Here is a 25743-nt window from a genome sequence, read left to right as displayed (position 1 = left end):
TTATCAAAATACAATGGCTAAAATTCAAACATTTCTTATACAAAACTACCATCGGTTATTTATTTGTTGATTACTTTACTTTGGGAGCTGCGAGTAGATGCTCAACAACGAAATCGATTTGCTTGTTGATGGAATAGATATCCGAGTAATAGAAGAAATCAAAATCAATCTCGATTAGACGGCCTTCTTTGATAGCGGGTATGCTATTCCAAATTGGATTATCGTTAAGGTTATCTGCCCCTTCATATACCGAACGAAACACGTAGTCTCCCATATACTCAGGAAGAACTTCCATGGACAAGGTCGAACCTGCCGCGTCGGAAACGACGTCAATTTTTTTTTGGACCGCTTCAGGTGCTTTCATTTCCAAGTACTCGTATATAGCCTGAGATCCTCGGCCGTATTGCTTACTTTCTACAATGACCATCTCTTTCAGCCCACCCTCGACGATGGAGGCCGTTTTGTCCAGTATGCCTGCATCAGCAAGTTTTTTCTTGCTCTCTTCAACTTTACTGTTAAGATTGTCGATTAAAACGTCTGCTTCCTGTTCTTTGCCGAAAATGCTAGCGATACTATGAAGTCTTTCTTCCGTTGTCAATTTCTCATATGGGACATACACAGTTGGTGCAATATCTTTTAATAGCGTGTAAGTCTCTTCTGAAGGAACAATGATCAAATCCGGGTCCAGATCAATGACAGCCTCAGGGTTTGGTTCGAACCAGGTGCCTAGTGAATTTACCCCTTCAAGCTCATTCTTATATGCAGCCCCATCAAATACGTCAGACGTCGCAATAGGCTTAATTCCAAGCGCTACAACATCTCCTTGAAGATAAAGTACAACCACCCGTTTAGGGTTTGCCGGGACAACAACATCACCTTTAACCGTGGAGACCGTGCGTGTTCCATTTTCATTGTTCGTTTGACTACCTGAATCTGATGATGAAGATGCGGCTGTGCTCGTAGATGAGTTCGTATTCGTGCCTTCCCCCGTAACTGTTGTTGTTGTAGAGCCAGCGGAGCATGCCGATAAAAGCATTGTGATGCTTAAAAGTGCAACCAAAATCATGCTGGAGCTTGTTTTTCTTCTTTTCATTGATGTAGACCCTCCGTCTATATATTGATAATGATTCTCATAATCAATATATCCTCGCATCCATCTCCAGCCAATGGACGATTCGGAGAATTGTAATGGACGATCCTCTGCCAGGGTCTGGTTCCTTATTTTCCGCTGATAGAGTGTGGGGGACAGGCCCACATGTTTTTTGAAAATACGGCTGAAATAATACACATCCGTATATCCCACTTCTGCCGCGATTTCGCGAAGGGTGGCATCGGATTGCACAAGCAGATTCCGGGCCTTGGTCAGTCTCGTTTGAATGAGATAATCAATCGGACTGTGTCCTGTCTTTCTTTTAAATTGCATAGATAAATGACGGGAGCTGTAGTTGAATTGTTCAGCCAGAAAATCCAGAGTCACCTGTTCCCTATAATGCTCCTGGATGTAGCGAAGTGTTTGCTCAATAGGATCTGGAAGCACTGTTCTGATTTCCTGCTCTGCCAATTGAAACAACAGCTCATGAATAAATTGGTAGAACAAACTTTTTACTTGTAGCAAGTCCAGTCTGCTCGCCTGATCCCACGCTTTCTCCAGTTCTCCAAAATAGCGCAATATAGCAAGAGGATTGCTCGGCGTAAATCCATATTGCAAAGAGAACGGAGCAATCTGAGGAGGTTGTGACAACCGCCATGTTTTACGATGAGTTGGGAACGCAAGGAATGCCCTGTAGAACAGCAAGTAATATTCAAACTTTTCGCTCACCCGAATATCCAGTGATGATCCTTTACCACCATGCAGAATACAGAATCGCTGTGCTTCGTGTGTTTTCCCATCCAATTTAAGTTGAGCTGCACCCCGAATGCTGTATATAAAAGCGTTTGCCGGAAGCAAATAGGACTCCTGTATCTCCCCTGCCTCCATGGCGATCCGGCGTATATCCAGAATTTTAACAGCCGCGTGATTCCAGCTTTGCATCTGTTCGTTTAATTGCATCGATTACTCTCCAATCCCAGTCTCACCAGGAACAAGACCTTGTGCAGGTCATTATTCTGCAAACCATCCTCTAACCGAAGCGTTATAGTGGTTCACTATCATTCCTTCATTATAGATGATAATAATTTTCATTATCAACTGAATTTTGACCAGGATTCAATTTCACCAATCAATGATCCGAAAGATTTACTTTTGAACAGCTGTCTTCGTGAACCAAGCTGCCAATTCCTCGGTCTGATCCAACGTTGCAATAGGGTCAAAGTACCATGAACGATCCGGACTCCAGATAAACACACGATCATTCTTGACGGCATCAAGCGAACTCCATACTGGCTTGGATTTCAATTCCTCTACAGTCAGGTTGTCTGCCGTAAGAATAATGTAATCACCGGCAAATTCGGGTATGGATTCGGACGAGACTTCAACAAGCTGATCTTTCATTAATATCTCTTTTTTGTCTGCCGGAGGATTCAATCCGAGAGCACTGTACACAGCTTGACCTCCACGCCCAAAATTATCACCAAAGGCTAACGGTCCTTTATCGTAAAATTGCATAACGGATACTTCTGCATCTGCATCGATTGCTTCACTTACACGCTTCTTGGCATCCGCAATTCGTCCGTCGTAATCGGCCAACCATGACTCAGCCTCTTTTTCTTTGTTCAACGCTTTACCGAAATAAGTGATCTCTTCATGGGTATTTTTCAACTCTCCATAAGGAACAACAAGCGTAGGCGCAATTTTGCTAAAAGAATCAAACAAATCAGGATCACCTGTGACAATCAGATCTGGTTGAAGTTCCAACACCTTTTCAAGAGAAATAGTTTCGTATTCACCAATATTCTCTACTCCCTCAAGTGATTTGATAAAATAGGGATTCTTCAAGTTCATTTCCGGTGTACCGACTGGCTTGATTCCCAAAGCAATCAGGCTTCCTAAATATAAATCCACCACAATTCGCTTGGGTTCAGCCGGGACCGTAATATCTCCCTTGACCGTCGAGATGATCCGAGGCTCGGAATTGTTCGATTGGCTATCGGCGGATACTGTGCTGGTAGCACTCGAAGTCCCTTTGCTTCCCGATGTTTCTCCCCCAGAATTACTAGTTGCCCCTGTCGAGCAGGCACTCAGCAGTAAAGTGAGACTTAATAAAATACTAAGCAGCATTCCTGTTCTTGTCTGTCTATTCATGTACAATGACCCTCCGTGTTTATATTGATAATGATTATCATCATCGTTATAAACATACCTTCCAGCTCTTCCACTGGAAATGTCATTTCGCGCCAAGGTCGATGTCAGATCAGGCCATTTTAGGGGTACAGATGTTTTCTCCTTGAACTGAAGCGGAGAAACACCTGTATGTTTTTTGAACATACGTCCCAGATAATATCCGTCCGGATAACCGATGCCTGCTGCAATCTCATCTAATGTAGCGTCGGTATGCAGCAGCATCTCCTTGGCCTTGAACAAACGGAACTGAATCAAATAGTCGATTGGACTATAACCCGTGGCCTGTTTGAACTTGCGGGACAGACTTCTGGGACTGCTGCCGACCTTCTCCGCCAAAACATGCAACGTTAGGGGCTCAGCATAAGAGGATTCCACAATTTTGATGACTTTGCTGACCTGATTCGTAATGGAATAACGAGTTGCAGCATGAGGAATTTGTGCTGATACTTGCTCTATAAAAGGATAAAAAAGACTTTTTGCCTGAAAATGATGTATGGGGTTCTTTTGATTCCATAAAGCGTGTATCTGTTTTACTTGCTCATACAGCACAACAGGTGACTCAGGGGCAAAACCATAGGTTAGCTGAAATGGATTCATGTGCTCCATCATGTTGCCCAAATCGGTTCTTCCTCCACTTGGCAAGCTTGATTTGTACATAAGGTAAAACAGGTTTAATCCAGATTGTCCAGCTTCAATATGCAGCACGCTCCCTTTTCCACCATGAAGAACATAAAAACGACTCACTTCATGCTTCTGGTCGTTTATGGTCACATAGGCTTTACCCTGGATGGTGAATACAAACGTGCTCGCAGGAAATTTATATGTTAGCTCCTCGGTTGGCCCTAACTCCATATAACGTATATCCGCAATACTCACAGCAGCATAGTTCCAGAGTATGTAATAATTATTCCACATTTCATTAACCCAACTCCGTCTAAATAGATTGACTAAACACACTCATTGATAACCATTATCAATCATTATTAGCAAGTAAGCAACACACAAGTGAAGGTGAACTTATTACCAGCGTATCTTCATTTGCTTCTCGTAACATCCGATATATGTAAGTAGATCCACGATATAACGAAGAAGGGGAAAAGACCATGAATTCAATTTCACCTGCCTCCAAAAGCAGCTTCACCCCCGGGAGCCAAGTCTCCAGTAGAGATAAGGAAATTCAGGGACTTATGCAGCAGAAGGTTAGGCTTAATGAAGAAGTACAAGCTGTAAAATCCAATGATGAACTGGACACTAAAACCAAAGCAGCACGAATCAAATCATTAACGAGCTCCATTACGCAAATCGACACGCAGATCGCCCAGATCAAAGCAGAGGAAATGGAGGAAAAGAACAAATTAAAACAGCCTGAGAAGACCAAAGAACAACAGCCTCAGCGCAATGACGAAGCTCAACCCCCATCCATGGACCATCTAATTAAGCACAGTCAGACTTACGATCAGTTAGGTAAACTGGTCGGTTTGCGAGATCGCATGAACAGCTCCATACAAACCATTGAAGGTGAAACCAAGTTTGACCGACTGGTTCTGGAGATTAATGCTGGCAATGATGCTGGAAAATCGATGATGCTTGAAAATGCTGAACGTACGGTATTCCAGAAAAAAAGAGAAATCGTGCAGGACATCAGCTCCCAAATGAGCAAAGTAGGTCAGAAGATTGGAGATTTGATGAAAGAGATACATCAGCCTGAACCAAAAGAATCCGTTTCGTCTCCTACACCTTCATCCTCTGTGGAAAAGGAAAATCAGGAAGTCGTTGAGGGAAATAAGGCTGAAAGCAAATCGAAGAATTCCAATGGTACGCAGAATGATAAAGACCCAGGAAAAATTCAAGAGACTCAATCAAATGAATCCCCTGCCCCTTCCTTTACATCGCTCGACATTCGGGTTTGAACAGGTGACAGAGGTGATATGTAGTTTCAGACCATATTAAAAAATGGATGTTGATTCACCATATATTTTTTTATAGTAGGCATATGTCTGAGCATAATCTAAAAAAGCTCCCGACAGCTTTCGAAGCACATAACGATCATTCTGCAACAAATAATGAGCACTGGCTGCGTTCTTGAACAAAATTACGAGCTCATTGTCGGAAACAAACTGGTTCACATTTATTCCACTGCTAAGAATGAAGCGCTGCAGATCTTCATAAAGTCCAATAGTATACTTATTAGCATCATTTGTAGAAAAGAAGAAATCTAAGCTGTCACTATGATAAGAACCGTTTTTAGTAAAAGTTACATTGGCTGACCAGCCATCAAAATCAAAAGTTAGTACTTCTTCACTCTTACTTAACCATTGCTCATCTGAATATTTTTTTAAATTATCAATATGAACTATTTCTTGACCAAAATAACTCACCAAATTACCTGCTTCGAGATACTTAGAAAAGATTAGTTGTGAAATTTCAGTTTTATTCAGTAGATCCATCTCCTTTGCACTTCTTTTAAAGCATTAAAATTTATTTCATTATAACAAGAGTAGAGGTTGTAAACGCCTCCTACATCTATAAAAAACCGTTACAAAAAGGCTATTTAAGCCCGATTGTAACGGTTTTTTAGGTTTCATTATTTATGTTAAATCATAAATTTCAATCTGCTCAATACATAAGTAATCAAGAATTATTATATATCATTCCTGATCCTTTCAGGACACCTTATTCTCAATTCTAAGCTTGTCAGCGACCATCGCGATGAACTCGGAGTTCGTCGGTTTCGACTTGCTGATATTGATGGTATAACCAAACAGGTGGCTGATGCTGTCGATGTTACCACGTGTCCAAGCCACTTCGATAGCATGACGAATGGCTCGTTCGACGCGAGACGGCGTTGTTTTGAACTTTTCGGCAATCGCTGGGTACAAGGTTTTCGTGATAGCACCCAAAATTTCGATATTGTTATACACCATAGTGATGGCTTCGCGTAAATACTGATATCCTTTAATATGCGCAGGAACGCCGATTTCATGTATGATGGACGTAATGCTTGCATCCAAATTTTTGTGCTTACCCATCGGCACCACGTTGGACTTGTTCATAAACATCGATGAACCGCCACCACCGCCTGTGGAGATCGTGGTTTGCGTGCCAACCAGTTGACGTACACGATTCGCGAGTACTTCCATGTCAAATGGTTTCAGGATGTAATAAGAAGCTCCGAGTTGCACGGCACGCTGCGTGATATTCTCTTGTCCGAAAGCCGTAAGCATAATGACTTTGGGCTGTGGAGACAGATTCAGGTTGCGCAGACGCTCCAGTACACCCAGTCCATCCAGGTGAGGCATAATAATATCCAGAATAAGTACATCCGGTACATCGCGAGTCTGCTCCAGCAACTGCAGCACTTCTTCTCCATTGTAAGCAATTCCGGTTACTTCCATGTCTTCCTGTTCGGATATATATTCGGCAAGCAAATTCGTAAATTCACGATTATCATCGGCCAGCAATACCTCAATTTTTTGCAAAACGGTATCCTCCTTTAATTTAAACATCGTTTCGTACATTTCCTTACAGGTTAAATTTTCGACACAGGGGAGGAAATTCCTTCTGTCGAAAATTATTTTTCTTTATTTTTTTTTCTCATTGCTATATAATAAATAATTTATTTCATTATCCGATATTATATGTTTCCATTCGACAAAAAAACCTTAAGGAGGTTATCCCGCCTTAAGGTTTTTTGCATTATCCTTTTTCATCATGACTCCTGCATCTTGTAACATCCACTCAATGAAGCAGCCATAACCTGATTTCGGATCATTGACAAACACATGGGTCACGGCACCGATAAGTTTACCATTTTGCACAATGGGGCTACCACTCATGCCTTGTACAATGCCTCCGGTCTTATCCAGCAGCTTCGGATCTGTGATTCGAAGCACCAGACCTTTGGTCGCCGGTTCGGATTGGTCTGCTACGTGAACAATATCAATCGAGAAACGCTCCACCTGCTGACCCTCAACAACTGTGAGAATTTCTGCAGGACCTTCTTTTACTTCATGGGAGAAAGCAACAGGAATTCCTTTTGAATACAAACTATGTTCAGGATTTCCGGACATTTTACCAAAGATACCAAAAGCCGTATTACGTTCAATATTGCCCAAAATTTTGCTTTCTTTCAGGAAATGAGCTCGTTTTTCACCTGGATCACCGGATTCACTCTTAGAGATTGACGTTACATTAGACTGAACAATCTGACCACTACCGACAACGATGGAAGTCTGCGTGTTCATATCCGTGATGACATGTCCTAGAGCGCCATATACGCCTTGATCCGGAGCATAGAAGGTTAATGTTCCTACACCTGCGGCGGAGTCACGAATGTACAAGCCAAGCCTCCAGGCTTTGTCTTCCGCGTCATAAGCCGGTGTCAAACGGGTTTTAACCGTTTCTTTACCGCGTTTTAAAACGACATCAATGCCTTTTTTGCTCTTGCCTGCAAGCTCAACGGCTTCAGCTACACCCGATACACCATCAAGGCGTTTACCGTCCATATGGGTAATCAGATCTCCAAGCTTGATGCCTGCTGATTCTCCAGGGGATACACGTTCATCTTGTCCAGAACGGACCAGATGGTGCCCTACAACCAGAATACCTGCAGATTTTACTTTGACGCCAATGGTTTGTCCCCCGGGTACTACACGCAAATCCGGAATCACATTTACGTTAACTGTTTTTACCGGAATTTTTCCCCACAACTTCAACGTTAATTTGGCATGTCCCGTTTGTTGGGGATGAAGATGCAAAGGTTGTTGCTTCGTTACATGGACCGCAGTTTCCTTTCCATCAAAACCGACGATATCAGGACGATCCACAACAGCACTTGAAGCAGCCGGTACAGCGAGATGAACGTCAGCCTGCCTGCCTGCAAATACCTGAAGTTCATCAGGCAATGAAGCATAACTTTGCACAGGCTGAATGGCCTGGCTGATCACACATAGAAAGAAGGCAAATAAAAGACCTAGCAATTTCTTCCTGAGGGGGGAATTCAATGGCTGTCACACTCCCTTTGCTTCTTTCGCTTGACGAAAGATGGTCGCCAATTGCGTACCTATAAGATAACCTCGCCCCCAGGCTTTTATTACTGTCAATCATTACGCCAGCCGCTCGTTTCACCCTTTTTTGGCTTCCGCCAAATTCAGCATTTCCTGTGCATGATGCAGCGTTTTTTCTGTAATTTCCACACCGCCGAGCATACGTGCCAATTCCTTCACTCTGCCTTCGTCTGACAGCGATTCCACTTGTGTCATCGTGCGTCCGTCATACACATGCTTTTCGATGAGATACTGATGATCGGCCATACAAGCGACCTGTGGCAAGTGAGTAATAGAGAAAACTTGGCAAGTGGAGGACAGACGGTATAATTTCTCCGCAATGGATTGTGCTGCTCTTCCGCTCACACCTGTATCCACCTCGTCAAAGATCAACACCGGAATCCGGTCATGACGTGCGAAAATACTCTTCATCGCCAGCATCATTCGGGACAACTCACCACCGGAAGCAATCTTGCCGAGCGGACGTAAAGGCTCACCTGGATTCGGAGAGATCAGGAATTCCGCATTATCTGCACCCTGACGCGTAAGGCGAATGCGACGCCCATTCCATTCGATCCCTTTTGCATCTTCAAAAGGAGTAATTTGAACTCGTAACGTCGTTCTCTCCATCTGCAAATCCTTCAGTTCACTTTCCACCTGCGCTGCAAGTTCCTCTGCACATTGTTTACGAACCCGGCTGAGTTCCTCCGCAGACTCCATGACTAATTTGAGCAATTTGTCACGTTCATTACGCAGCTTCTCCAAACGTTCATCCTTGTTCTCCAACTGGTCGGTTTCATGGCTAATTTGTTCATAATAATTCAAAATAAGTTCCACACTGTCACCGTATTTCCGTCTGAGGCCAGAAATCAGATTCAGTCGCTGTTCCACTTCTTCCAATCTACCCGGGTTAAATTCGATCTTCTCCCGATAATCACGCAACTGAAACGTCGCGTCTTCCAACTGATAAAATGCTGACTGGAGCTGTTCAACAATAGGCTGCAAGCCTTTGCTATCATATCCTGATATATCTTCAATTCGTGACAGCGCGATACTTACAGCTTCTAACCCACGTTGACCGCTAAGCAGATCATACGCACCAGCAACACTGTCCATCATTTTCTCACTATGGGATAGTTTGACCCGTTCTTCTCCGAGTAATTCATCCTCACCCTGCGTTAAAGAAGCAGCTGCAATCTCTTCAAGTTGAAAACGGTACATGTCCAGCAATTGATACGCACGTTGACTGGATTCCTGAAGTGCACGCAGTTCTTTTTCCGCCGTAATAAATTTACTGTATCGTTCCTGATATTCCGCCTTGACTGGACCGATGATTGCTGCCCCGTATGTATCCAGAAGCCCCAGATGACTTTCTGCGCGCAACAAACTTTGATGTTCATGCTGTCCGTGAATATTGATTAATTTTTCTCCGACTTCACGGAGCATCGTTAAATTGACCAATTGGCCGTTAATACGAGATGTACTTTTGCCTTGGGTATTCAGTTCCCGGCGGATCACCAGATGCTCCTCAGGCTCACAATGGATGCCAAGCTTCTCTAACGTTACCCATACCGGATGGCTAGGCTCCATTTCAAACAGAGCCTCCATCTCGGCCTTCTCACATCCATAACGGATCAGATCGGCAGAGCTTCGTCCACCTGCAATCAGACCCAAGGCATCAATAATGATCGATTTACCCGCTCCTGTTTCACCAGACAAGACATGAAATCCCGGGTGGAAAACAACATCAACTTCTTCTACAACAGCCAGATTACGAATCGATAATGTAATTAACATCTGCAAAACACCTCCGGATGACTCACTCAGAAATTATGTTTTTGAACCATTATATTCTAGGAAATATAACCCATAATCCGCTCGATTACGGTCACGCTGTTACTTTCCGTCCGGCAGATAATGAGTATGGTATCATCTCCACAGATGGTGCCCATCACTTCCGTCCATTCAATATTATCGAGCAAGGCAGCAATGGAGTTAGCTGTGCCAGGCAAACACTTCATTACGACCAGATTGTTTGTATGATCGATGTGTAAGAAGTTGTCCACAAGGGCACGTTTCAGTTTCTGAATCGGATTATATCGTTGGTCTGTAGGTAGCGAATACTTATATCGTCCATCGTCCATGGGAATCTTGATTAAAAGAAGCTCCTTAATATCCCGTGATACAGTGGCTTGAGTCACCTGGAATCCGGATTTACGCAAAGCTTCAACCAGATCATCCTGGGTTTCAATTTCGTTTTGACTAATGATTTCACGTATCTTAATGTGTCGTTGTCCTTTCATACATGCCTCCAGTTAAAAGTTCAATGTATTGCAATAAAACGGAAAATTCTAATTTCCATAACGTTTGCCATCCTGCAATTCGTTCATTCGTTATATAAACAACTTTCAGGTTTCATAACTACCCTTAGTCCAGATCATCTCCATCATACACGTCTTCCTGATAGTCCATGAGCCTGATTACCTTGATATCCGACTCCTCCAAGTCCACATACAACAACCCTTCACAGCCGGGATATAACAATAAATAATACAGGAAGCGGTCTCGCAGGGATGGCCCAGTAAGTTCAAGAGGTTGCCTGCGACGGGACGTCTTCACCAGATATCTCTCATCATCACGCTCTGCTACATAATCAATGAACAGCCTGCTGTAATAAACGGATTCATCCGCTTCAAAGGCTAAAGGAATTTTCATTTTACCTCCGATGACTTCATATCCTTCCGCTTCAAGCAGATCCACTGCGGGTGAATCCTGAATTTCTAAATTCAGTTGCATACCCGACAAGTTTACTGGAATCGGACGATTAACCCAATTCCGAAAGCCAGAGAACAGCCATAAAATTAAGCAGACAGCAAGTACACCAATAACAATTGTGTCATATTGCCCATCCATCATCGCTCACCTCGAAGACATATTCGAGATTCGACAACCGATTTCCTTTTAGAATGTCACCTTTCCAGCGAAAAGAAACCCATCCTATGATGAGTTTCCTGTAAAAGTATGGGCAGCATCCCTTGCAACTTGATCTGCAAGTGCATCAAGTGAAGCCTGAACGTTCTCTTGTTGTGTTGCCTCTGGTTCTTCCAGACGCCAGTGAGCGAGAAATTCAATATTTCCTTCTCCGCCTGTAATCGGCGAGAATGTTAAACCTTTTAGCTTTAATCCAAGCTCATTTGCGAAACGAAGCATCGTCTGCAAAACGTCCTTGTGAACCTTAGTATCACGAACAACGCCGGACTTGCCGACTTTCTCACGGCCTGCTTCGAACTGAGGTTTAATTAACGCCACAATGTCTGCCGGTTGCTTTAGAAGTGCCAGCAACGGCGGCAAAATAATTCTCAGCGAAATAAAGGATACATCAATACTAGCAAAATTCGGCACAGGTCCATGTAAATCTGCGGGAGTCACATAACGGAAATTGGTTCTTTCCATTACAGTAACCCGTTCATCATTACGGAGTGACCAATCCAGCTGGTTATAACCAACATCGATGGCATATACATGAGATGCACCATGTTGCAGGGCACAATCGGTAAATCCACCAGTGGATGAACCGATATCGAGCATTACAAGTCCATTCATATCGAGATCGAAGTGACGGATCGCTTTTTCAAGCTTTAATCCGCCTCTACCGACATAGGGATGTACTGAACCCTTTACTTTAAGTTCGGCTTCCCGTGGAATCTTCATGCCCGCTTTTTCAATCCGCTCATTGTTGGCATATACCAGTCCAGCCATGATTGCAGCTTTTGCCTTCTCACGACTTTCGTAGTATCCCTGCTCAACCAGCAGAACATCAATTCGTTCTTTCGGGAGTGACATGTCTTTCTCCTATCATGTAGTAATCCTAATTAATCAATAATGTGTTTAGTTTAGTTTCTCTGATTGTTCCAGTTATGAAGGGAACCGAGTTCTGGACATACCATATGAAGATTGGGCTGCCATACTGCGCAGCTCCGAACTCACATTCTCGACCGTGAGTCCCACTTCAGCTCTTTGATCCTCAATACTGCCATGTTCAATGAATCGATCCGGAATGCCCATCAGCTGTACATGAACATCATGCAGTCCTTGTTCTGCGTAAAACTCCAGAACTGCACTGCCCATACTGCCTGCTTGTGATGCTTCTTCAAGCACAATTAACTTCGTGCCTCGAACTGCTAGATCACGCAGAATCTGCTCATCAAGCGGCTTAAGGAAGCGGGCGTTTATTACGCCAACCGTAATACCTTCTCTTTTAACCGTCTCTGCAGCTTCTTCAGCAAGCTGTACCATTGACCCCGAAGCGATGATAGCATAACCTTCAGATGGACGAAGCTGTTCCCATGTACCGATTGGAATCGGAATGAGTTCATTATCAAGAGGCACGCCTACAACATTGTTTCGTGGATAACGATAAGCAATCGGGCCTTCATTATATTCAAGCGCCGTCTTCATCATATGGCGCAGTTCATTCTCATCCTTAGGCATCATCAGGACGATATTCGGAATATGACGCATAAACGCCACATCGTACACACCTTGATGCGTTTCACCATCTGGACCGACAAATCCAGCACGGTCAATGGCGAACATGACATTGGCATTATGACGACAAATATCATGTACAATCTGATCATACGCACGCTGCATAAACGTCGAATAGACGGCAAATACCGGCTTCAACCCTTCCATTGCCAGTGCTGCACACATGGTTGCTGCATGCTGTTCGGCAATACCCACGTCAATCATGCGATCAGGGAATTCCTTACTGAAAGGAATGAGACCTGAACCTGTTGGCATGGCTGGTGTTACCGCAACAATTCGTTTATCCTGCTTGGCAAGATCAATCAACGTTTTACCGAACACTTCCGTATACATCGGTTTGCCTACAGCCTTAAGTACTTGACCTGATTCAATTTTGTACGGAGAAATTCCGTGCCATTTGTGTGAATCGGCCTCAGCTGGCTGATAGCCTTTACCTTTGGTTGTCAGTACATGAACCATTACAGGACCATCGACGTTATCCGCCTGTTTGAACGTTTCAATCAATTTCGGAATGTCGTGTCCATCAATGGGTCCCAAATAGGTGAAGCCCAGCTCTTCGAACAGAACTCCTGGAACCATCATGTATTTGACACTATCTTTAATCCAGCTCGCCGATTTGGCCAAACGATCCCCTATGGCAGGAATTTTTTTGAGCATTCCTTCCACGTCATCCTTGGCTTTCAAATAATGGCGATCCGAACGAATTTTGCTCAAATATTTATGCATAGCCCCCACATTCGGAGCAATGGACATTTCATTATCATTGAGGATAACCATCAGCTTTTTCTGCTCATGACCAATGTGATTGAGAGCTTCAAAGGCCATACCACCTGTAAGCGCTCCATCCCCGATCATCGCGATAACCTGATTGTCTTCACCCTTAAGATCACGGGCAAGCGCCATGCCCATCGCAGCAGATAACGATGTGCTGCTGTGGCCCGCTTCCCATACATCATGTTCACTCTCGTTACGTTTAACAAATCCACACAAGCCATTATGCTGACGAAGTGTATCGAAGCGATCCATCCGTCCCGTTAGAACTTTGTGCACATAAGCCTGATGCCCTACATCGAAAATCATTTTGTCCACTGGACTGTTATAGCAGTAATGCAGGGCTACCGTGAGCTCAACCACTCCTAAGTTGGGTGCGAGATGGCCCCCTGTAACGGACAGCTTCTCAATCAGAAACTGCCGGATCTCTGCCGACAAAAGAACGAGATCATCCTGAGACATCGACTTTAGATCACTGGGTTGTTTAATTTGTGGAAGCAGCACGAGAATCTCCCCGCTTTCCTAGATTGTTTGATTTGGTGTAATCCATATATACACAGTTTATTAAATGACATTAAAACATTATAACATAAAAGAACAAGAATCATAATTTACGGCACTATACTCCTGATAACGAGCATTTTCGCCAGCAAGGTTCGTATGATCTTCCTCAATATGTATTCCCAAACCCACTTGGAACAGACTCTCTTCATGAAGCCCAGAAAAAGCACATTAAATTGATTAAACGATTCTGGGTGATTTGAAACAGAGACGCTCAACCAAAACTAATGATCTCGACTCATCAGATAATCTGCAATCTCCATCAGTCTCGAAGGGTCAGGTAACTCCGCTCTGCCAAGTGCATCTTTTGCAGATTGCGTAAGGGACTTCACCTCTTGAAGAGAGGCATCCATACCAATAAAATAAGGGTATGTAACCTTTTGCTGATTCACATCACTTTGCGTCTTCTTGCCCATTTTCTGCTCGTCACCCGTCAGGTCGAGAATATCGTCCTGAATCTGGAAAGCTAACCCCAGATCTCTGCCAAATACGCGCAGCGCCTCCAACTGTCCGTCTGTCGCACCACCAATACGTGCGCCCGCAATGAGAGAAAACACAATTAAATCTCCGGTCTTGTGCAGATGAATATATTGCAATTGGGCAAGATCTGTCATGCCCTGTTCGCCTTCCATATCAGCCACTTGTCCGCCAACCATGCCTCTTGCGCCAGCCAATTCCGACAATTCCTCCACAATGGATAACAATGCGTCTGCTGACACACCACTGCGACGACCTGCCTGAACAATACTATAAAAAGCGTGCGTTAAAAGTGCATCGCCAGCCAATATAGCTGTCGCTTCACCAAATACTTTGTGATTCGTTAATTTTCCCCTGCGATAGTCGTCATTATCCATGGCAGGCAGGTCATCGTGGATCAACGAATACGTATGAACCATCTCCACGGCGCAGGCTACCGGCAATGCAGCTGTACGCTGTGCACCGAAGGCTTCCGCCGCAGCAACGACCAGAAGTGGACGAAGGCGTTTGCCCCCGGCCATAAGTGAATACTGCATCGCGTCAGCCAGTGACTGAGGCACATCCCAGTGAACAGGAAGAGTCTGCTGCAACTCTCCCGTCACCTCAGCTGTGACTTCCTCAAGATACGTTTCAAACGAAGGACGATTACTCATTGACTTCACCACTTTCGTCGACGGCAGCGCCGAACGGTTTCTTGCGAAGTTCCCCATCCTCTTCTACGATCATCTCGATCTTACGTTCCACTTGTTCTAACTTCAAACCACAAAGTTGGGAAAGTTTCATTCCGCGCTGAAACAAATCGATGGCCTGTTCCAGTGGAACATCACCATGCTCAAGCTGACCTACGATGTCTTCCAATGCCGCCATTGCCTCTTCAAAATTCAATTCCGGTTCATTCGCCATGGGTATTGTCGTCCTCCTTCATTCCCCAAACCTGACAGTCCAACTGTCCGTCTGTTAATTTAATCTTTATCGAATCTCCAGGCTGTACATCCTTCATCGATTTGATCAATCGTTGCTCCTGTTCGTCATAGACAAGGCTGTATCCGCGTGACATAACTTTGAGCGGGCTAAGCGCATCCAAATGACGTACAGATGATTTCCACTGCTGCTGCTTCGCTCTCGCAATGGATCGGATTGCAACCTCCAGTTGACGCCGGGCTGATGCATTCTCCCGTCTTGCTGCATTCACCTGTTCACGAGGATTGAACCGCTGCAGCGCTGCACGCAAACGTTCCTGTTTCTCGGTTGTCCATTTCATACGTGTATCTACAGTTCGCAGAAGACGTTGTTGCAGCATATCCAGTCGCTCCGTATGCTGCATTAAGGTACGTCTGGGATGCACAAGCACAGGTGAGCGTTGCAATCTGGCCAGTCGCTCGCGATTATGAACAGCACGCTGACGTAAACTGTGCTGCAGCTGACGCTGGCGCTGAGCGATCTGATCAAGCAGCTCAGCTCGATTGGGTACTGCCAGTTCGGCAGCAGCCGTAGGTGTAGCCGCACGTAGATCAGCAGCAAAATCGGCAATCGTAAAATCCGTTTCATGCCCAACGGCTGATATCACTGGAATGGCCGAACCCACAATCGCTCTTGCCACGATCTCCTCATTGAAAGCCCACAGCTCTTCCAGTGATCCGCCGCCTCGTCCGACAATCAGCACATCGGCTTCACCCATTCGGTTCAGGTTATTGATGGCCTTCACAATGGAAGGAGCTGCACCTTTACCTTGAACGAGTACAGGATACAGAATCACTTGGGCAGAAGGATATCTGCGTTGCAATGTAATCATGATATCCCTTACCGCTGCACCTGTAGGTGAGGTTACCACACCAATCGTCTGTGGAAAACGGGGAATCTGCCTTTTCCGTGATGTAGAGAACAGTCCCTCGTCCTCCAGCTTTTTTTTCAACTGCTCATAGGCCAAGTACAGACTTCCAATACCGTCCGGTTGCATGTGTGTAGCGTAGAATTGATATTGTCCATCCCGCTCATACACCGAGACATTACCACGAGCAATAACCCTTGCACCCTCCTTCGGTACAAAGGGCAATCGTTGATTATGGGAAGCAAACATAATGGACTTAATTCGGCTGTCCTTGTCCTTCAATGTAAAATACATATGACCGCTGGAGTGATGTGTAAAATTGGAGATCTCTCCGCGCAGCCATACATCCGACAGTACCTGATCCGATTCTAGCTTCATCCGGATGTATCGGTTCAGGTCTTTGATGGAATAGATCTTTTGATCTGCCACAGATTCGACCTAGGCCAATCCGTGAGCGCGTTTGGCCGCGATCAGTGTATTTTGCATTAACATAGTGATTGTCATTGGGCCAACGCCTCCAGGAACCGGAGTAATTGGGCCAGATACCATCTTCACGCTCTCGAAATCTACATCTCCTGCCAGTTTTCCGTTATCCAGACGGTTCATCCCCACATCGATTACAACGGCACCCGGTTTGACGAAATCGGCATCCACAAAGTTTGCACGTCCGATAGCAACCACAAGAATATCTGCCTGACGCGTAATCTCTTTCATGTTCGCTGTACGGGAATGACACATCGTTACCGTTGCGTTCTCACGTTGAAGCAGCAAGGATACCGGTTTGCCGACAATGTTGCTGCGTCCGATGACTACGGCATGTTTGCCTGACATTTCAAGACCGGTACGCTTGATCAGCTCGATCACGCCCGCAGGGGTGCATGGCAACAGACTATCGTCACCAATGACGAGGTTCCCCACATTAACCGGATGGAATCCATCCACATCTTTGTCCACGGCGATCGCATCGATTACCGCTTTCTCTTCGATATGCTTCGGTAATGGGAGCTGAACCAAAATTCCGTTAATGGATTCCTGTTTGTTCAGCTTGTCCACCAGCGCGAGCAGATCCTCTTGGGAGGTGCTTGCATCCAGACGATGAACTTCGGAATAGAAACCGAGGTCGTGACATGCTTTTTCTTTATTACGCACATATACTTGGGATGCCGGATCTTCCCCGACGAGCACAACAGCCAGACCAGGTACTACCCCCTGTTCGCTAAGCTGTTTTACTTCTGTCGTCATGCTTGCGCGGATCTCTTGGGATACTTCTTTACCGTTAATAATAGATGCTGTCATTGTACTCTCTCTCTCCCTTATGTGAACATATAATTAAGTGACTCACAAAATTAAGACAGTTTTGCTTTAATCGTGCTGACTTCCTGAATCATACGCCCAAGTACGCCGTTAACGAACTTACCGGATTCATCTGTACCAAAATACTTGGACAATTCAATCGCTTCATTGACGGATACTTTTGCCGGAATATCATCACGGAACACCATTTCATACGTTGAAAGCCGTAGGATCTGGCGGTCTACACGTGACAGACGGCTAATCTGCCAGCCTTTCAAATAATCGACCAGTAATCCGTCAATCGCTTCTTTATTGTTCCATGCGCCCTGTACCATTTCGGTCACGTAGGTACGCATTACATCTGCATCATGAATAACCACTTCGGTTTCATTGTCTTCAGCGGCTTCATTAATCAACATATTCACGGCTTCAGCTGCGCCCACTTCATTCATTTCCATCTGATACAGACTTTGTACTGCAATTTCCCTTGCCAAACGTCTTTTCATGTCCTGCCTCCTGCAGCGCTCCCTGTGGAGCGTCATCATGCTTATTTTAAAATATAAAATCTTTGATGGAATCAGAGATCTTATTATATTGTTATCCCTTTTCACAAAAAAACCTGCAATCGTTTCCTCCAAAAAACGGGCAACCTAAACTACAGCTCTATTTTCGGAAGAAACATATTGCAGGGTTCAGGTGGCTCACTTAAAGGGACGCCAGCGATCGCCGAGCCATTGCCCCCATTCCCTCCAGGGAATGAACGAGCCCAGCTTCGAGTCGCTTCGTCTGCCTAACGTATAACCTATGAACACCAAGAGTGCAAAGAACAACATATCCCAAAAACCGATCCATACATAAAGAAATCCAAAAAAGATGCCGCCGACAATTCCGGTAATTCGGCCTCTGTGACTATCCCAAATCTCTCTCCACAGCATCAGTGAAACTCACCTCATTCCACTCGACTCTTGTAGTTAGACGACTGGGTAACGTTGGCAATATACACGGTGACAAAAGAAACCGGGATACCCGTAATCTCATGTACATGATCATGTATTGCCTTCTGCAGATCGGCTGTCAGCGTCGGGATTGGCATCTCGCCATCCACTACAGCGCGAATCATAATTTCCAGTCCAGATTCAACCACACGAATACGAGCTTTGACATCACGTACTCCCCGGAAACGGGAAGTCGCTTTGAGACAGAGATTTTCAATCGTTTCCATCGAAATCTGCACATCACCATACTCGGTACGTTGATCTACAGACGGCAATGAAGCACGATCACGCCGAACCGAGATGTAGAAAAATCGCAAACTCAGGATAAACAAAATCGCTGCGGCAACAACCGCCGCAATAATGACGTTTTGTTCCTGCTGGTAATTCAATTCGTAAGGCAGCACACCACTGATAAGAAGTATGACTGCTGCCGATATTGCTCCAACGCTTATGCTGTATATAAACAACAGAAGCCGATCCAGTATTTTAGCCACGAACTGCACAGCCTCCCTTGCTCACTAACATGGCTTAACCTGCCCTTTGGCAAAAGGATGATCCTCCGGTGCAAGCTTCCGCTTTTTATGAAGACCTGTCCAAGACGGGATAACCCCCGGCAGTGATGCCGGGGGAATCTGTCTTCTTTTATTTTACGCGCTGACTGTTCAGGTCAATTTCTTCAACTTTCTCGGTGCTCTTGAACTGAACGTCATGAATGTGCACATTAACTTCATTCACATTCAATCCTGTCATGTTCTCGATGGAGCGCTTCACGTTCTGTTGAATTTCAGTAGCCACCTGTGGCAGACGGTAACCATATTCAATAATAACGGAAACATCCACAGCAGCTTCACGCTGACCTACTTCAACCTTAACGCCTTTGGAAAGGTTTTTGCGACCAAGCAATTCAGCAAATCCACCAGCGAATCCGCCGCTCATGCCTGCAACACCTTTGACTTCAACTGTAGCCAGTCCAGCAATCACTTCAATAACTTCAGGTGCGATCTGGATTTCACCGATATCCGTTCGTTCAAATTCTGTCGGCAGTGTACTCATAACTGTTCAACACACCTTTCGCGAAATAAGTTTGCGGCCATCCGTCAGGGCGCTGGTACTCAGGCCAATCTGGCCTTCAGAACCCTTCCGGTCCGGCTTTACCGGAACTCCTGCAACCCTTCATCCGCGTATGTGCGGCGGCTTATCCTCTGCAGGAGACATGCGCTCTTATTATTACATACTATATCATTTGGGCTACATTATGACAAACAAGCCCAATATACCTTTTAAATCTCATTTTCCTCAAGAAATTTGATATCAAAGTCACCCCGAACGAACGTTGGATGCTCCAGCAATTTCTGATGAAAAGGAATCGTTGTGGAGATGCCTTCAATCGCAAACTCAGCCAATGCACGCTTCATCTTCGCGATGGCCTCTTCCCGGTTTGCTCCCCATACGATCAATTTAGCGATCATGGAGTCGTAATAAGGAGAGATCGTGTAGCCCGGATAAGCTGCACTATCTACACGTACACCCGGTCCTCCTGGTGCAAGGTAGAAACCAATTTTGCCTGGTGACGGCATAAAGTTACGGTCTGGATCTTCTGCGTTGATACGGCACTCAATGGACCAGCCATTGATCACAACATCTTCCTGACGGAAAGAAAGCGGATTGCCTTCAGCTACCGAGATCATTTCGCGGATCAGATCCACTCCTGTAACCATTTCCGTTACAGGGTGTTCTACCTGAATACGTGTATTCATTTCCATGAAATAGAATTCACCGTTAGGGCTGAGCAAGAACTCAAGTGTACCTGCTCCCGAGTAATTCACGGCAAGCGCTGCCCGTACTGCGGCATCTCCCATCAATGTACGCACTTCTTCAGAGATGATAGGACAAGGTGCTTCTTCCACGAGCTTTTGACGTCGACGCTGAACGGAACAATCACGCTCGCCCAGATGCACTGCATTTCCATGTTTGTCTGCAATGATCTGAATCTCCACGTGCTTCATGCCTGTCAGGAATTTCTCCAGATATACTCCGGCATTGCCGAAAGCTTTCTGTGCTTCCTGCTGGGCAGCTGTAATTTGTTTGATCAACGTCTCTTCATCTTCAGCAATACGAATCCCTTTACCTCCACCACCAGCAGTAGCTTTGATAATGACAGGATATCCAATATCTCTAGCAATCATAATGGCTTCATTCATATTTTCAACCAAACCGTCGGATCCCGGAATTACAGGTACACCTGCATCCTTCATCGTTTGTTTGGCAACAGCCTTATCACCCATTTTGGTAATGGCTTCCGGAGAAGGGCCGATGAACGTAATATTGCAGGAACCACAGATTTCTGCAAAATCAGCATTCTCTGCCAGGAATCCATAGCCTGGGTGGATCGCATCACATTCCGTCAGTGTAGCTACACTCATCAGATTTGTGAAGTTTAGATAACTGTCTTTCGAAAGTGTAGGCCCGATACAATACGCTTCATCTGCAAGACGAACATGCAGGGAGTCTTTATCCGCTTCCGAATAGACTGCTACCGTCGAAATGCCGATTTCACGACAGGCACGAATAATACGTACCGCAATTTCGCCACGGTTCGCAATCAGTATTTTTTGAAATTTCATTTCGTTATTGTCCTCCTTCGAAGCTCATGCAGTTGCCGTTATGCGGCTATAACCGTTATTCCGGTTTCACCAGGAACAGGGGTTGTCCATACTCAACCAGCTGTCCGTTCTCAACCAGCACTTCAACGATTTCTCCCTTGATGTCAGCATCAAGCTCGTTCATCAGCTTCATCGCCTCAATGATACATACCGTTGTTTTCTCAACAACTTTATCACCAGCGCTTACAAAAGGACCTGCTTCCGGCGAGGAAGCTCTGTAAAAAGTACCCACCATCGGAGATACAATTTTATGTAAATGACTTGTAGTATCGACTTGCGGAGCAGCCTCAGCTACAACTGCAGCCGGTTGCACCTGTGGTGCAGCAATCATTTGCGGTTGAATAGCAGCTGCCTGAACATATTCGGTTTTACCCGGTTTGCGAATCGACAACCGTGATCCTTCGTTTTCAATTTCCAACTCTTGAACGGAACTTTCATCTACCAGTTTGATCAGCTCTTTGATCTCACTCAATTTAAACATTTCCATTATTCACTCCTTCGGCATCATGCCAGTCTCACTAGGACGGTCATATGGCTTTATGTATTATATCATAATCATTAAAAATGGAAAGAGCCCGAGATCTAATCCAGCTCTCGGGGCTACTTTTCCATATTTTAGATTACTGTTCTGTCACGTATTGCACGCTGATTTTATTTTGGGATACAGCCAGTTCTTTCATAACCAGATCCACAATGGAAACCGCCTGTTTTACATCCAGTTTGTCACTGAGAACAACGACTTTATACTTGTCGGATTCCTCTTGAACGATGGCATTGGCAAACTGCTGCGACAGGGTTTCTTCAATACCATTGATTTTGGCTTCTTTTTCTTCCAGCGTACGAAGCTGCTCTGTTGCTTTGGCATTTTCTTCTGGCGTTTTGCTCAGATCGCCTGCAACGGTCATGAGTTCTTCATACTTGCGATTGTTACTTTCCTCACGCTGCCACTGGTAGTTCTGGAACTGGCTGCTCGCGGACGCCGCCGTATTCTGCTCCTCCATCTCCTTGAGGACGTCCTCATCTGTTTTCGTCGCACTGCCTTCTGTTCCGGTATTTGTCTCAGGAGTGGTTGCTGCGCCTTTGTCTGTCCCTTTCTCGCTGCCTTTACCCGCTTCGCCTTGTTTCTCTCCCGATTCCGCAGCTGGTGATTTCTCGGTGTCTCCAGCTTCTTTACCGTCTACAACCGCAGGATTATCAACAGATTCAGTTGCCGCTTGCTCTCCTTCAGTTCCTGTAACTTCGCCGCCATTCACCACTTCATTCACAACCAAACCTTCTGTTGGATCAAGGATTCCAGCCGTTTCCTTCGCTTCTCCCTGCTTCATACCATCCACCTGCGTGCTGTCAGCTACAGGCGTATTAACCGGACCGGAATCTTCAGTGAACAGGTAGTAAGCGGACAAAATGACCATCAGACTCAGCATGGATACGAGCCATACCGTTTGACGTTTGTTATTCATTAGAACTTCCTCCTCGAATTGGCTTCATTCTTATGACAATCAAATCTTTTGATTCATGGTTCCGGACTAATCCTGCTTGCGCGGAACAACCGAAATTCGGTAGGCCGCAACATTCAGTCCTTTTTCCACAGCATCTGTAATCAGGTCCTTCACAACCTTGTTCTCTGCACCTCTGGCAACGACAAGCACGCCCCGGATCTGCGGTTTGAGCTTTTTCGTGACAATCGGTGTCTGATCCCCTGATATTTCATACGTAATAATCTCACCATCCCGGGTATATTGCGTCATATGTCGCTTGCCCCCGCTTGCATCCGTTTCTTCCGTGAGCTGCTGCGAATCCTTCACATTACGCTGTACAACAAGCTCCTCTGTAGAATCCACGGTAACCATCACATCAACAGTTCCCACTCCAACGATATTTTCCAGCACACCCTTGATCTTGTCCTCAAATGCGATCTCTATCGCCTGAAATGGATTCTGATCCGTCGGATCCGTCTGTATGGATGCCATGGATGTAGCCGGATCAGGAGGCTCGCGACCGATATTTTCGGAATCAATCTTTTTGACATTGACGAAAGAGTTGAACAGCATAATTCCGACTCCGATCAAACCAAGAATAATCAGCCAGCGAAAGGTTTGACTACGCCGTTGCCCACCTTCTCCTCCGCCGAACCAGCTTTCCATCTTTTTGAGCCATTGCCTCATCGGATACCCTCCTTCTTACAGCGCCGAAGCACTTTTCTTTTCTTTCACCTGTACTTTGTTTGCATCAATATCCCACTTCTCTGTCAACAGCGTAATAATTTGTACCGCTCGTTCAGATCGGGAGGACGTCTGTCCTTGCTGAGAGTTTGTCTCTGCTAGCTCACCCGACACAGGTGTGGAGTCAGCTTCCTGTCCATTTTGCGGCTCGTCAGAGTTACCATTGCCCACGCTACTTTCACGATTGCTGCCACTTTCCACTTCGATCTGTACTTCCGGGACCTCAATCTGACCAATCTCGATTGGCTCCTTTACTGGAGGTGATTCAGTGGCTTCGGATTCCGGGTCAGAGCCGAATATCGGTTTTGTAGCTCCCCCCGCTTCCTGTTGAGATGTATTGGAGTTGACTTTCCCGGCTGCTGTCTCACCCGACATCTCCACCAAAACATACTGGATCACTGGAAGTTCCACCGAAGAGGCCAAATCCGTCTCCGGCTGGCTTGTATCCATGGCGAGCTTTACCTCGACAGACTGCACTCTCTCCCCGGTTGTTTCTTCAATTTGCTCTTTCATTACGTTAGCCAGTTCTTTGGCTGTCCATTGCAGCGATTGTTCCTGTTCATTGGATTGCAGCCGCTTGCCCTGAGCCAAAATCTGTTCAAGTGTTACATTTCCATCCGATGGCGAATCCATGGCGGTCATCGCTCGCTTAAGCTCGCCAACCGGATCACTTTTCAAGAGCTTCGTTATGGGCGATAACAGGGTCAGCAGGATAAGAAGGCTCAGCACAAGCTTGACATAGCGTTCCATGGATCGATTGGGCAACAGCATATCCACGAAAGTCGCCAGCAGAACGATCATGATCAATTCCCGGAGCCAGCTGCTCAGCCACCCCATCCTTCCAGCCCCTTTCTCTCGAGCATCCCCTCATCTCATCATGACGGTCAGATTGCCTGCGGTTAGCAAGATTGTGATTGCCAGAAAAAACATCAGTCCGACGGCTGCTAGTGCCGCAAATACGTAAATCATGCTTTTACCTATCGCCTGCAGACATCCTACAATCGGCGTATCCCCTAGCGGTTGCATGATCGCGCCAGTTATGTTGTAGATCAGGGCTAGCGTCAGAATTTTAAGTGCAGGAAACGCGCATAAAAACAAGATGATGATGACACCCGTTAGTCCGATTGCATTTTTCACCAGCAGTGACGCTGTGATAACTGTGTCCGTTGCATCCGCAAACGTTCTGCCGACAATGGGGACAAAGTTGCCTGCGATGTACTTCGCTGCTTTCAGACTGACACCATCTGCCACGGAGCCCGATGCCCCCTGCACCGAAATTACGCCCAGGAACATCGTGAGCAGTATTCCGAGTAGAGCCACACTAATGTTCCGTAACAGGTCTGCCAGCTGTGTAAGCTTGTACTTGTCGGACAAGGAACTGACGAGATGTAATACGGCTGAGAAAAAGAGTAATGGGAACACCAGCATATGAATCAATGTACCAACCAGATGAATCATGAAAATGATAAGCGGATGGGTCACAGAAACGGTAATGACATTTCCCATTGAAGCCAGCAGTGTAAACAACAGGGGCACCATGGCCATCATAAAGTTGATCATGCTCGCTATGGCATCCTTGGCGTATCCAATCGCCACACTGAAGCTGTTTATGGCGATGATAATAATGACCATGTAACAGATGGAGTAAGCGATTTTGCTAATATTGTTTTTCTCAAAAGCGGTCTGTAACGTCTCCAAAATCATACTCAGCACACTCAGCATCACAATCGTGACCAGAAGTTTGCCGTTATATAAAATCTCATGCAGCATGAAGGTCCCAATCGCTATAAACACCGATTTCAGGCTGAACCCTTCATTGCCAGGCATTAACATATCCATAAAGGAAGGCGTTTTTCCTTCCGGGAAAAAACCACCGTATTGTTGCATGAGTTGGTCCCAATATTTTTCCACCTGATCCTTGGGAAGCTGGTCAGCCTGCTGCTGCATCCACTCTCCCGAGGGAGAACCGGCGAATACCTGTCCCATGATTCCAAACAGAAAACACAGCGTCAGCACGAAGGTAAGGCGCCACTGCGGCTTGTGATGCATCATTTTCATAT

Annotated in this window: 25 protein-coding genes; 1 reads left to right on the top strand and 24 read right to left on the bottom strand. The window is 45.5% G+C overall.

Annotated elements, in window-relative coordinates; all coding sequences use genetic code 11:
• Positions 1-70: 70 nt before the first annotated feature.
• Together A6049_RS16575 and A6049_RS16570 are read right to left on the bottom strand one after the other, a co-directional pair.
• A complete protein-coding gene (locus A6049_RS16575) occupies positions 71-2050 on the bottom strand; it encodes an AraC family transcriptional regulator (protein ID WP_063565715.1) in 1980 nt (659 codons plus the stop codon).
• Between the two features lie 186 nt (positions 2051-2236).
• The gene (locus A6049_RS16570) at positions 2237-4195 is read right to left on the bottom strand and encodes an AraC family transcriptional regulator (protein ID WP_063565714.1); all 1959 of its coding nucleotides are present in this window, start codon (positions 4193-4195) and stop codon (positions 2237-2239) included.
• A gap of 188 nt (positions 4196-4383) precedes the next feature.
• Here A6049_RS16570 and A6049_RS16565 point away from each other — a divergent pair, with 188 nt between their 5' ends.
• On the top strand, positions 4384-5190 hold the full coding sequence (locus A6049_RS16565; protein WP_063565713.1) for a FlxA-like family protein: 807 nt from the start codon (positions 4384-4386) through the stop codon (positions 5188-5190).
• 36 nt (positions 5191-5226) lie between these two features.
• On the opposite strand, the gene A6049_RS16560 is transcribed toward A6049_RS16565, so the two are convergent.
• The 22 genes from A6049_RS16560 to spoIIIAE all read right to left on the bottom strand — a co-directional run bounded on the left by A6049_RS16560 (position 5227) and on the right by spoIIIAE (position 25741).
• On the bottom strand, positions 5227-5727 hold the full coding sequence (locus tag A6049_RS16560; RefSeq protein WP_063565712.1) for a hypothetical protein: 501 nt from the start codon (positions 5725-5727) through the stop codon (positions 5227-5229).
• Between the two features lie 216 nt (positions 5728-5943).
• Positions 5944-6759, bottom strand: a complete 816-nt coding sequence (spo0A, locus tag A6049_RS16555; RefSeq protein ID WP_063565711.1) for a sporulation transcription factor Spo0A — start codon at positions 6757-6759, stop codon at positions 5944-5946.
• Positions 6760-6951: 192 nt separating this feature from the next.
• Positions 6952-8283 (bottom strand): SpoIVB peptidase, encoded by a 1332-nt coding sequence (gene spoIVB, locus A6049_RS16550; protein ID WP_063565710.1) that lies wholly within the window; start codon positions 8281-8283, stop codon positions 6952-6954.
• Between the two features lie 120 nt (positions 8284-8403).
• On the bottom strand, positions 8404-10122 hold the full coding sequence (gene recN / locus A6049_RS16545; protein WP_063565709.1) for a DNA repair protein RecN: 1719 nt from the start codon (positions 10120-10122) through the stop codon (positions 8404-8406).
• 56 nt (positions 10123-10178) lie between these two features.
• A complete protein-coding gene (gene ahrC, locus A6049_RS16540; RefSeq protein ID WP_063565708.1) occupies positions 10179-10628 on the bottom strand; it encodes a transcriptional regulator AhrC/ArgR in 450 nt (149 codons plus the stop codon).
• 124 nt (positions 10629-10752) lie between these two features.
• Positions 10753-11241 (bottom strand): hypothetical protein, encoded by a 489-nt coding sequence (locus A6049_RS16535; RefSeq protein ID WP_240321473.1) that lies wholly within the window; start codon positions 11239-11241, stop codon positions 10753-10755.
• An 81-nt stretch (positions 11242-11322) separates the two neighbouring features.
• Positions 11323-12168 carry a TlyA family RNA methyltransferase gene (locus tag A6049_RS16530; protein WP_063565706.1) on the bottom strand — a complete coding sequence of 282 codons (846 nt, stop codon included), beginning with the start codon at positions 12166-12168 and terminating at the stop codon, positions 11323-11325.
• Positions 12169-12240: 72 nt separating this feature from the next.
• Positions 12241-14148, bottom strand: coding sequence for a 1-deoxy-D-xylulose-5-phosphate synthase (gene dxs, locus A6049_RS16525; RefSeq protein ID WP_063565705.1), 1908 nt, complete (start codon positions 14146-14148; stop codon positions 12241-12243).
• Positions 14149-14429: 281 nt separating this feature from the next.
• Entirely contained in the window at positions 14430-15335 is a 906-nt protein-coding gene (locus tag A6049_RS16520; protein WP_063565704.1) for a polyprenyl synthetase family protein, read from the bottom strand.
• Complete coding sequence (gene xseB, locus A6049_RS16515; protein WP_063565703.1) at positions 15328-15585, bottom strand: exodeoxyribonuclease VII small subunit; 258 nt, start codon at positions 15583-15585, stop codon at positions 15328-15330. Before xseB ends, A6049_RS16520 begins: the two co-directional genes overlap by 8 nt.
• Positions 15575-16939, bottom strand: a complete 1365-nt coding sequence (gene xseA / locus A6049_RS16510) for an exodeoxyribonuclease VII large subunit (RefSeq protein ID WP_072735304.1) — start codon at positions 16937-16939, stop codon at positions 15575-15577. The genes xseB and xseA overlap by 11 nt, the downstream gene beginning before the upstream one ends.
• A gap of 9 nt (positions 16940-16948) precedes the next feature.
• Entirely contained in the window at positions 16949-17806 is an 858-nt protein-coding gene (folD, locus tag A6049_RS16505; RefSeq protein WP_063565702.1) for a bifunctional methylenetetrahydrofolate dehydrogenase/methenyltetrahydrofolate cyclohydrolase FolD, read from the bottom strand.
• A gap of 50 nt (positions 17807-17856) precedes the next feature.
• Positions 17857-18309 (bottom strand): transcription antitermination factor NusB, encoded by a 453-nt coding sequence (nusB, locus tag A6049_RS16500; protein WP_063565701.1) that lies wholly within the window; start codon positions 18307-18309, stop codon positions 17857-17859.
• 195 nt (positions 18310-18504) lie between these two features.
• A complete protein-coding gene (locus tag A6049_RS16495; RefSeq protein ID WP_053784412.1) occupies positions 18505-18738 on the bottom strand; it encodes a DUF2273 domain-containing protein in 234 nt (77 codons plus the stop codon).
• A 14-nt stretch (positions 18739-18752) separates the two neighbouring features.
• Entirely contained in the window at positions 18753-19292 is a 540-nt protein-coding gene (amaP, locus tag A6049_RS16490) for an alkaline shock response membrane anchor protein AmaP (protein ID WP_063565700.1), read from the bottom strand.
• 148 nt (positions 19293-19440) lie between these two features.
• Entirely contained in the window at positions 19441-19851 is a 411-nt protein-coding gene (locus tag A6049_RS16485) for an Asp23/Gls24 family envelope stress response protein (protein ID WP_024630996.1), read from the bottom strand.
• Between the two features lie 227 nt (positions 19852-20078).
• Entirely contained in the window at positions 20079-21422 is a 1344-nt protein-coding gene (accC, locus tag A6049_RS16480) for an acetyl-CoA carboxylase biotin carboxylase subunit (protein ID WP_063565699.1), read from the bottom strand.
• A gap of 55 nt (positions 21423-21477) precedes the next feature.
• Positions 21478-21942, bottom strand: a complete 465-nt coding sequence (accB, locus tag A6049_RS16475; protein ID WP_063565765.1) for an acetyl-CoA carboxylase biotin carboxyl carrier protein — start codon at positions 21940-21942, stop codon at positions 21478-21480.
• A 139-nt stretch (positions 21943-22081) separates the two neighbouring features.
• A complete protein-coding gene (locus tag A6049_RS16470) occupies positions 22082-22921 on the bottom strand; it encodes a SpoIIIAH-like family protein (RefSeq protein ID WP_063565698.1) in 840 nt (279 codons plus the stop codon).
• Between the two features lie 66 nt (positions 22922-22987).
• Positions 22988-23626, bottom strand: coding sequence for a stage III sporulation protein AG (gene spoIIIAG / locus A6049_RS16465; RefSeq protein ID WP_063565697.1), 639 nt, complete (start codon positions 23624-23626; stop codon positions 22988-22990).
• Between the two features lie 15 nt (positions 23627-23641).
• Positions 23642-24520: a stage III sporulation protein AF gene (gene spoIIIAF, locus A6049_RS16460; RefSeq protein ID WP_063565696.1), complete on the bottom strand. Its 879-nt coding sequence runs from the start codon at positions 24518-24520 to the stop codon at positions 23642-23644.
• Between the two features lie 30 nt (positions 24521-24550).
• Positions 24551-25741 (bottom strand): stage III sporulation protein AE, encoded by a 1191-nt coding sequence (gene spoIIIAE, locus A6049_RS16455; protein ID WP_063565695.1) that lies wholly within the window; start codon positions 25739-25741, stop codon positions 24551-24553.
• Positions 25742-25743 lie beyond the last annotated feature (2 nt).

This window comes from Paenibacillus sp. O199, from assembly GCF_001636635.1.
In the GTDB taxonomy this organism is placed as follows: Bacteria; Bacillota; Bacilli; order Paenibacillales; family Paenibacillaceae; genus Paenibacillus; species Paenibacillus marchantiae.
This window is presented reverse-complemented; position numbering and strand designations above follow the sequence as displayed.

Coding starts and splice junctions, on each gene's coding strand:
- A6049_RS16575 (WP_063565715.1), bottom strand. CDS start 2,050: ATGCAATTAAACGAACAGATGCAAAGCTGGAATCACGCGGCTGTTAAA.
- A6049_RS16570 (WP_063565714.1), bottom strand. CDS start 4,195: ATGTGGAATAATTATTACATACTCTGGAACTATGCTGCTGTGAGTATT.
- A6049_RS16565 (WP_063565713.1), top strand. CDS start 4,384: ATGAATTCAATTTCACCTGCCTCCAAAAGCAGCTTCACCCCCGGGAGC.
- A6049_RS16560 (WP_063565712.1), bottom strand. CDS start 5,727: ATGGATCTACTGAATAAAACTGAAATTTCACAACTAATCTTTTCTAAG.
- recN (WP_063565709.1), bottom strand. CDS start 10,122: ATGTTAATTACATTATCGATTCGTAATCTGGCTGTTGTAGAAGAAGTT.
- ahrC (WP_063565708.1), bottom strand. CDS start 10,628: ATGAAAGGACAACGACACATTAAGATACGTGAAATCATTAGTCAAAAC.
- A6049_RS16535 (WP_240321473.1), bottom strand. CDS start 11,241: ATGATGGATGGGCAATATGACACAATTGTTATTGGTGTACTTGCTGTC.
- A6049_RS16530 (WP_063565706.1), bottom strand. CDS start 12,168: ATGTCACTCCCGAAAGAACGAATTGATGTTCTGCTGGTTGAGCAGGGA.
- A6049_RS16520 (WP_063565704.1), bottom strand. CDS start 15,335: ATGAGTAATCGTCCTTCGTTTGAAACGTATCTTGAGGAAGTCACAGCT.
- xseB (WP_063565703.1), bottom strand. CDS start 15,585: ATGGCGAATGAACCGGAATTGAATTTTGAAGAGGCAATGGCGGCATTG.
- folD (WP_063565702.1), bottom strand. CDS start 17,806: ATGACAGCATCTATTATTAACGGTAAAGAAGTATCCCAAGAGATCCGC.
- nusB (WP_063565701.1), bottom strand. CDS start 18,309: ATGAAAAGACGTTTGGCAAGGGAAATTGCAGTACAAAGTCTGTATCAG.
- A6049_RS16495 (WP_053784412.1), bottom strand. CDS start 18,738: ATGCTGTGGAGAGAGATTTGGGATAGTCACAGAGGCCGAATTACCGGA.
- A6049_RS16485 (WP_024630996.1), bottom strand. CDS start 19,851: ATGAGTACACTGCCGACAGAATTTGAACGAACGGATATCGGTGAAATC.
- accC (WP_063565699.1), bottom strand. CDS start 21,422: ATGAAATTTCAAAAAATACTGATTGCGAACCGTGGCGAAATTGCGGTA.
- accB (WP_063565765.1), bottom strand. CDS start 21,942: ATGTTTAAATTGAGTGAGATCAAAGAGCTGATCAAACTGGTAGATGAA.
- A6049_RS16470 (WP_063565698.1), bottom strand. CDS start 22,921: ATGAATAACAAACGTCAAACGGTATGGCTCGTATCCATGCTGAGTCTG.
- spoIIIAG (WP_063565697.1), bottom strand. CDS start 23,626: ATGAGGCAATGGCTCAAAAAGATGGAAAGCTGGTTCGGCGGAGGAGAA.
- spoIIIAF (WP_063565696.1), bottom strand. CDS start 24,520: ATGGGGTGGCTGAGCAGCTGGCTCCGGGAATTGATCATGATCGTTCTG.
- spoIIIAE (WP_063565695.1), bottom strand. CDS start 25,741: ATGAAAATGATGCATCACAAGCCGCAGTGGCGCCTTACCTTCGTGCTG.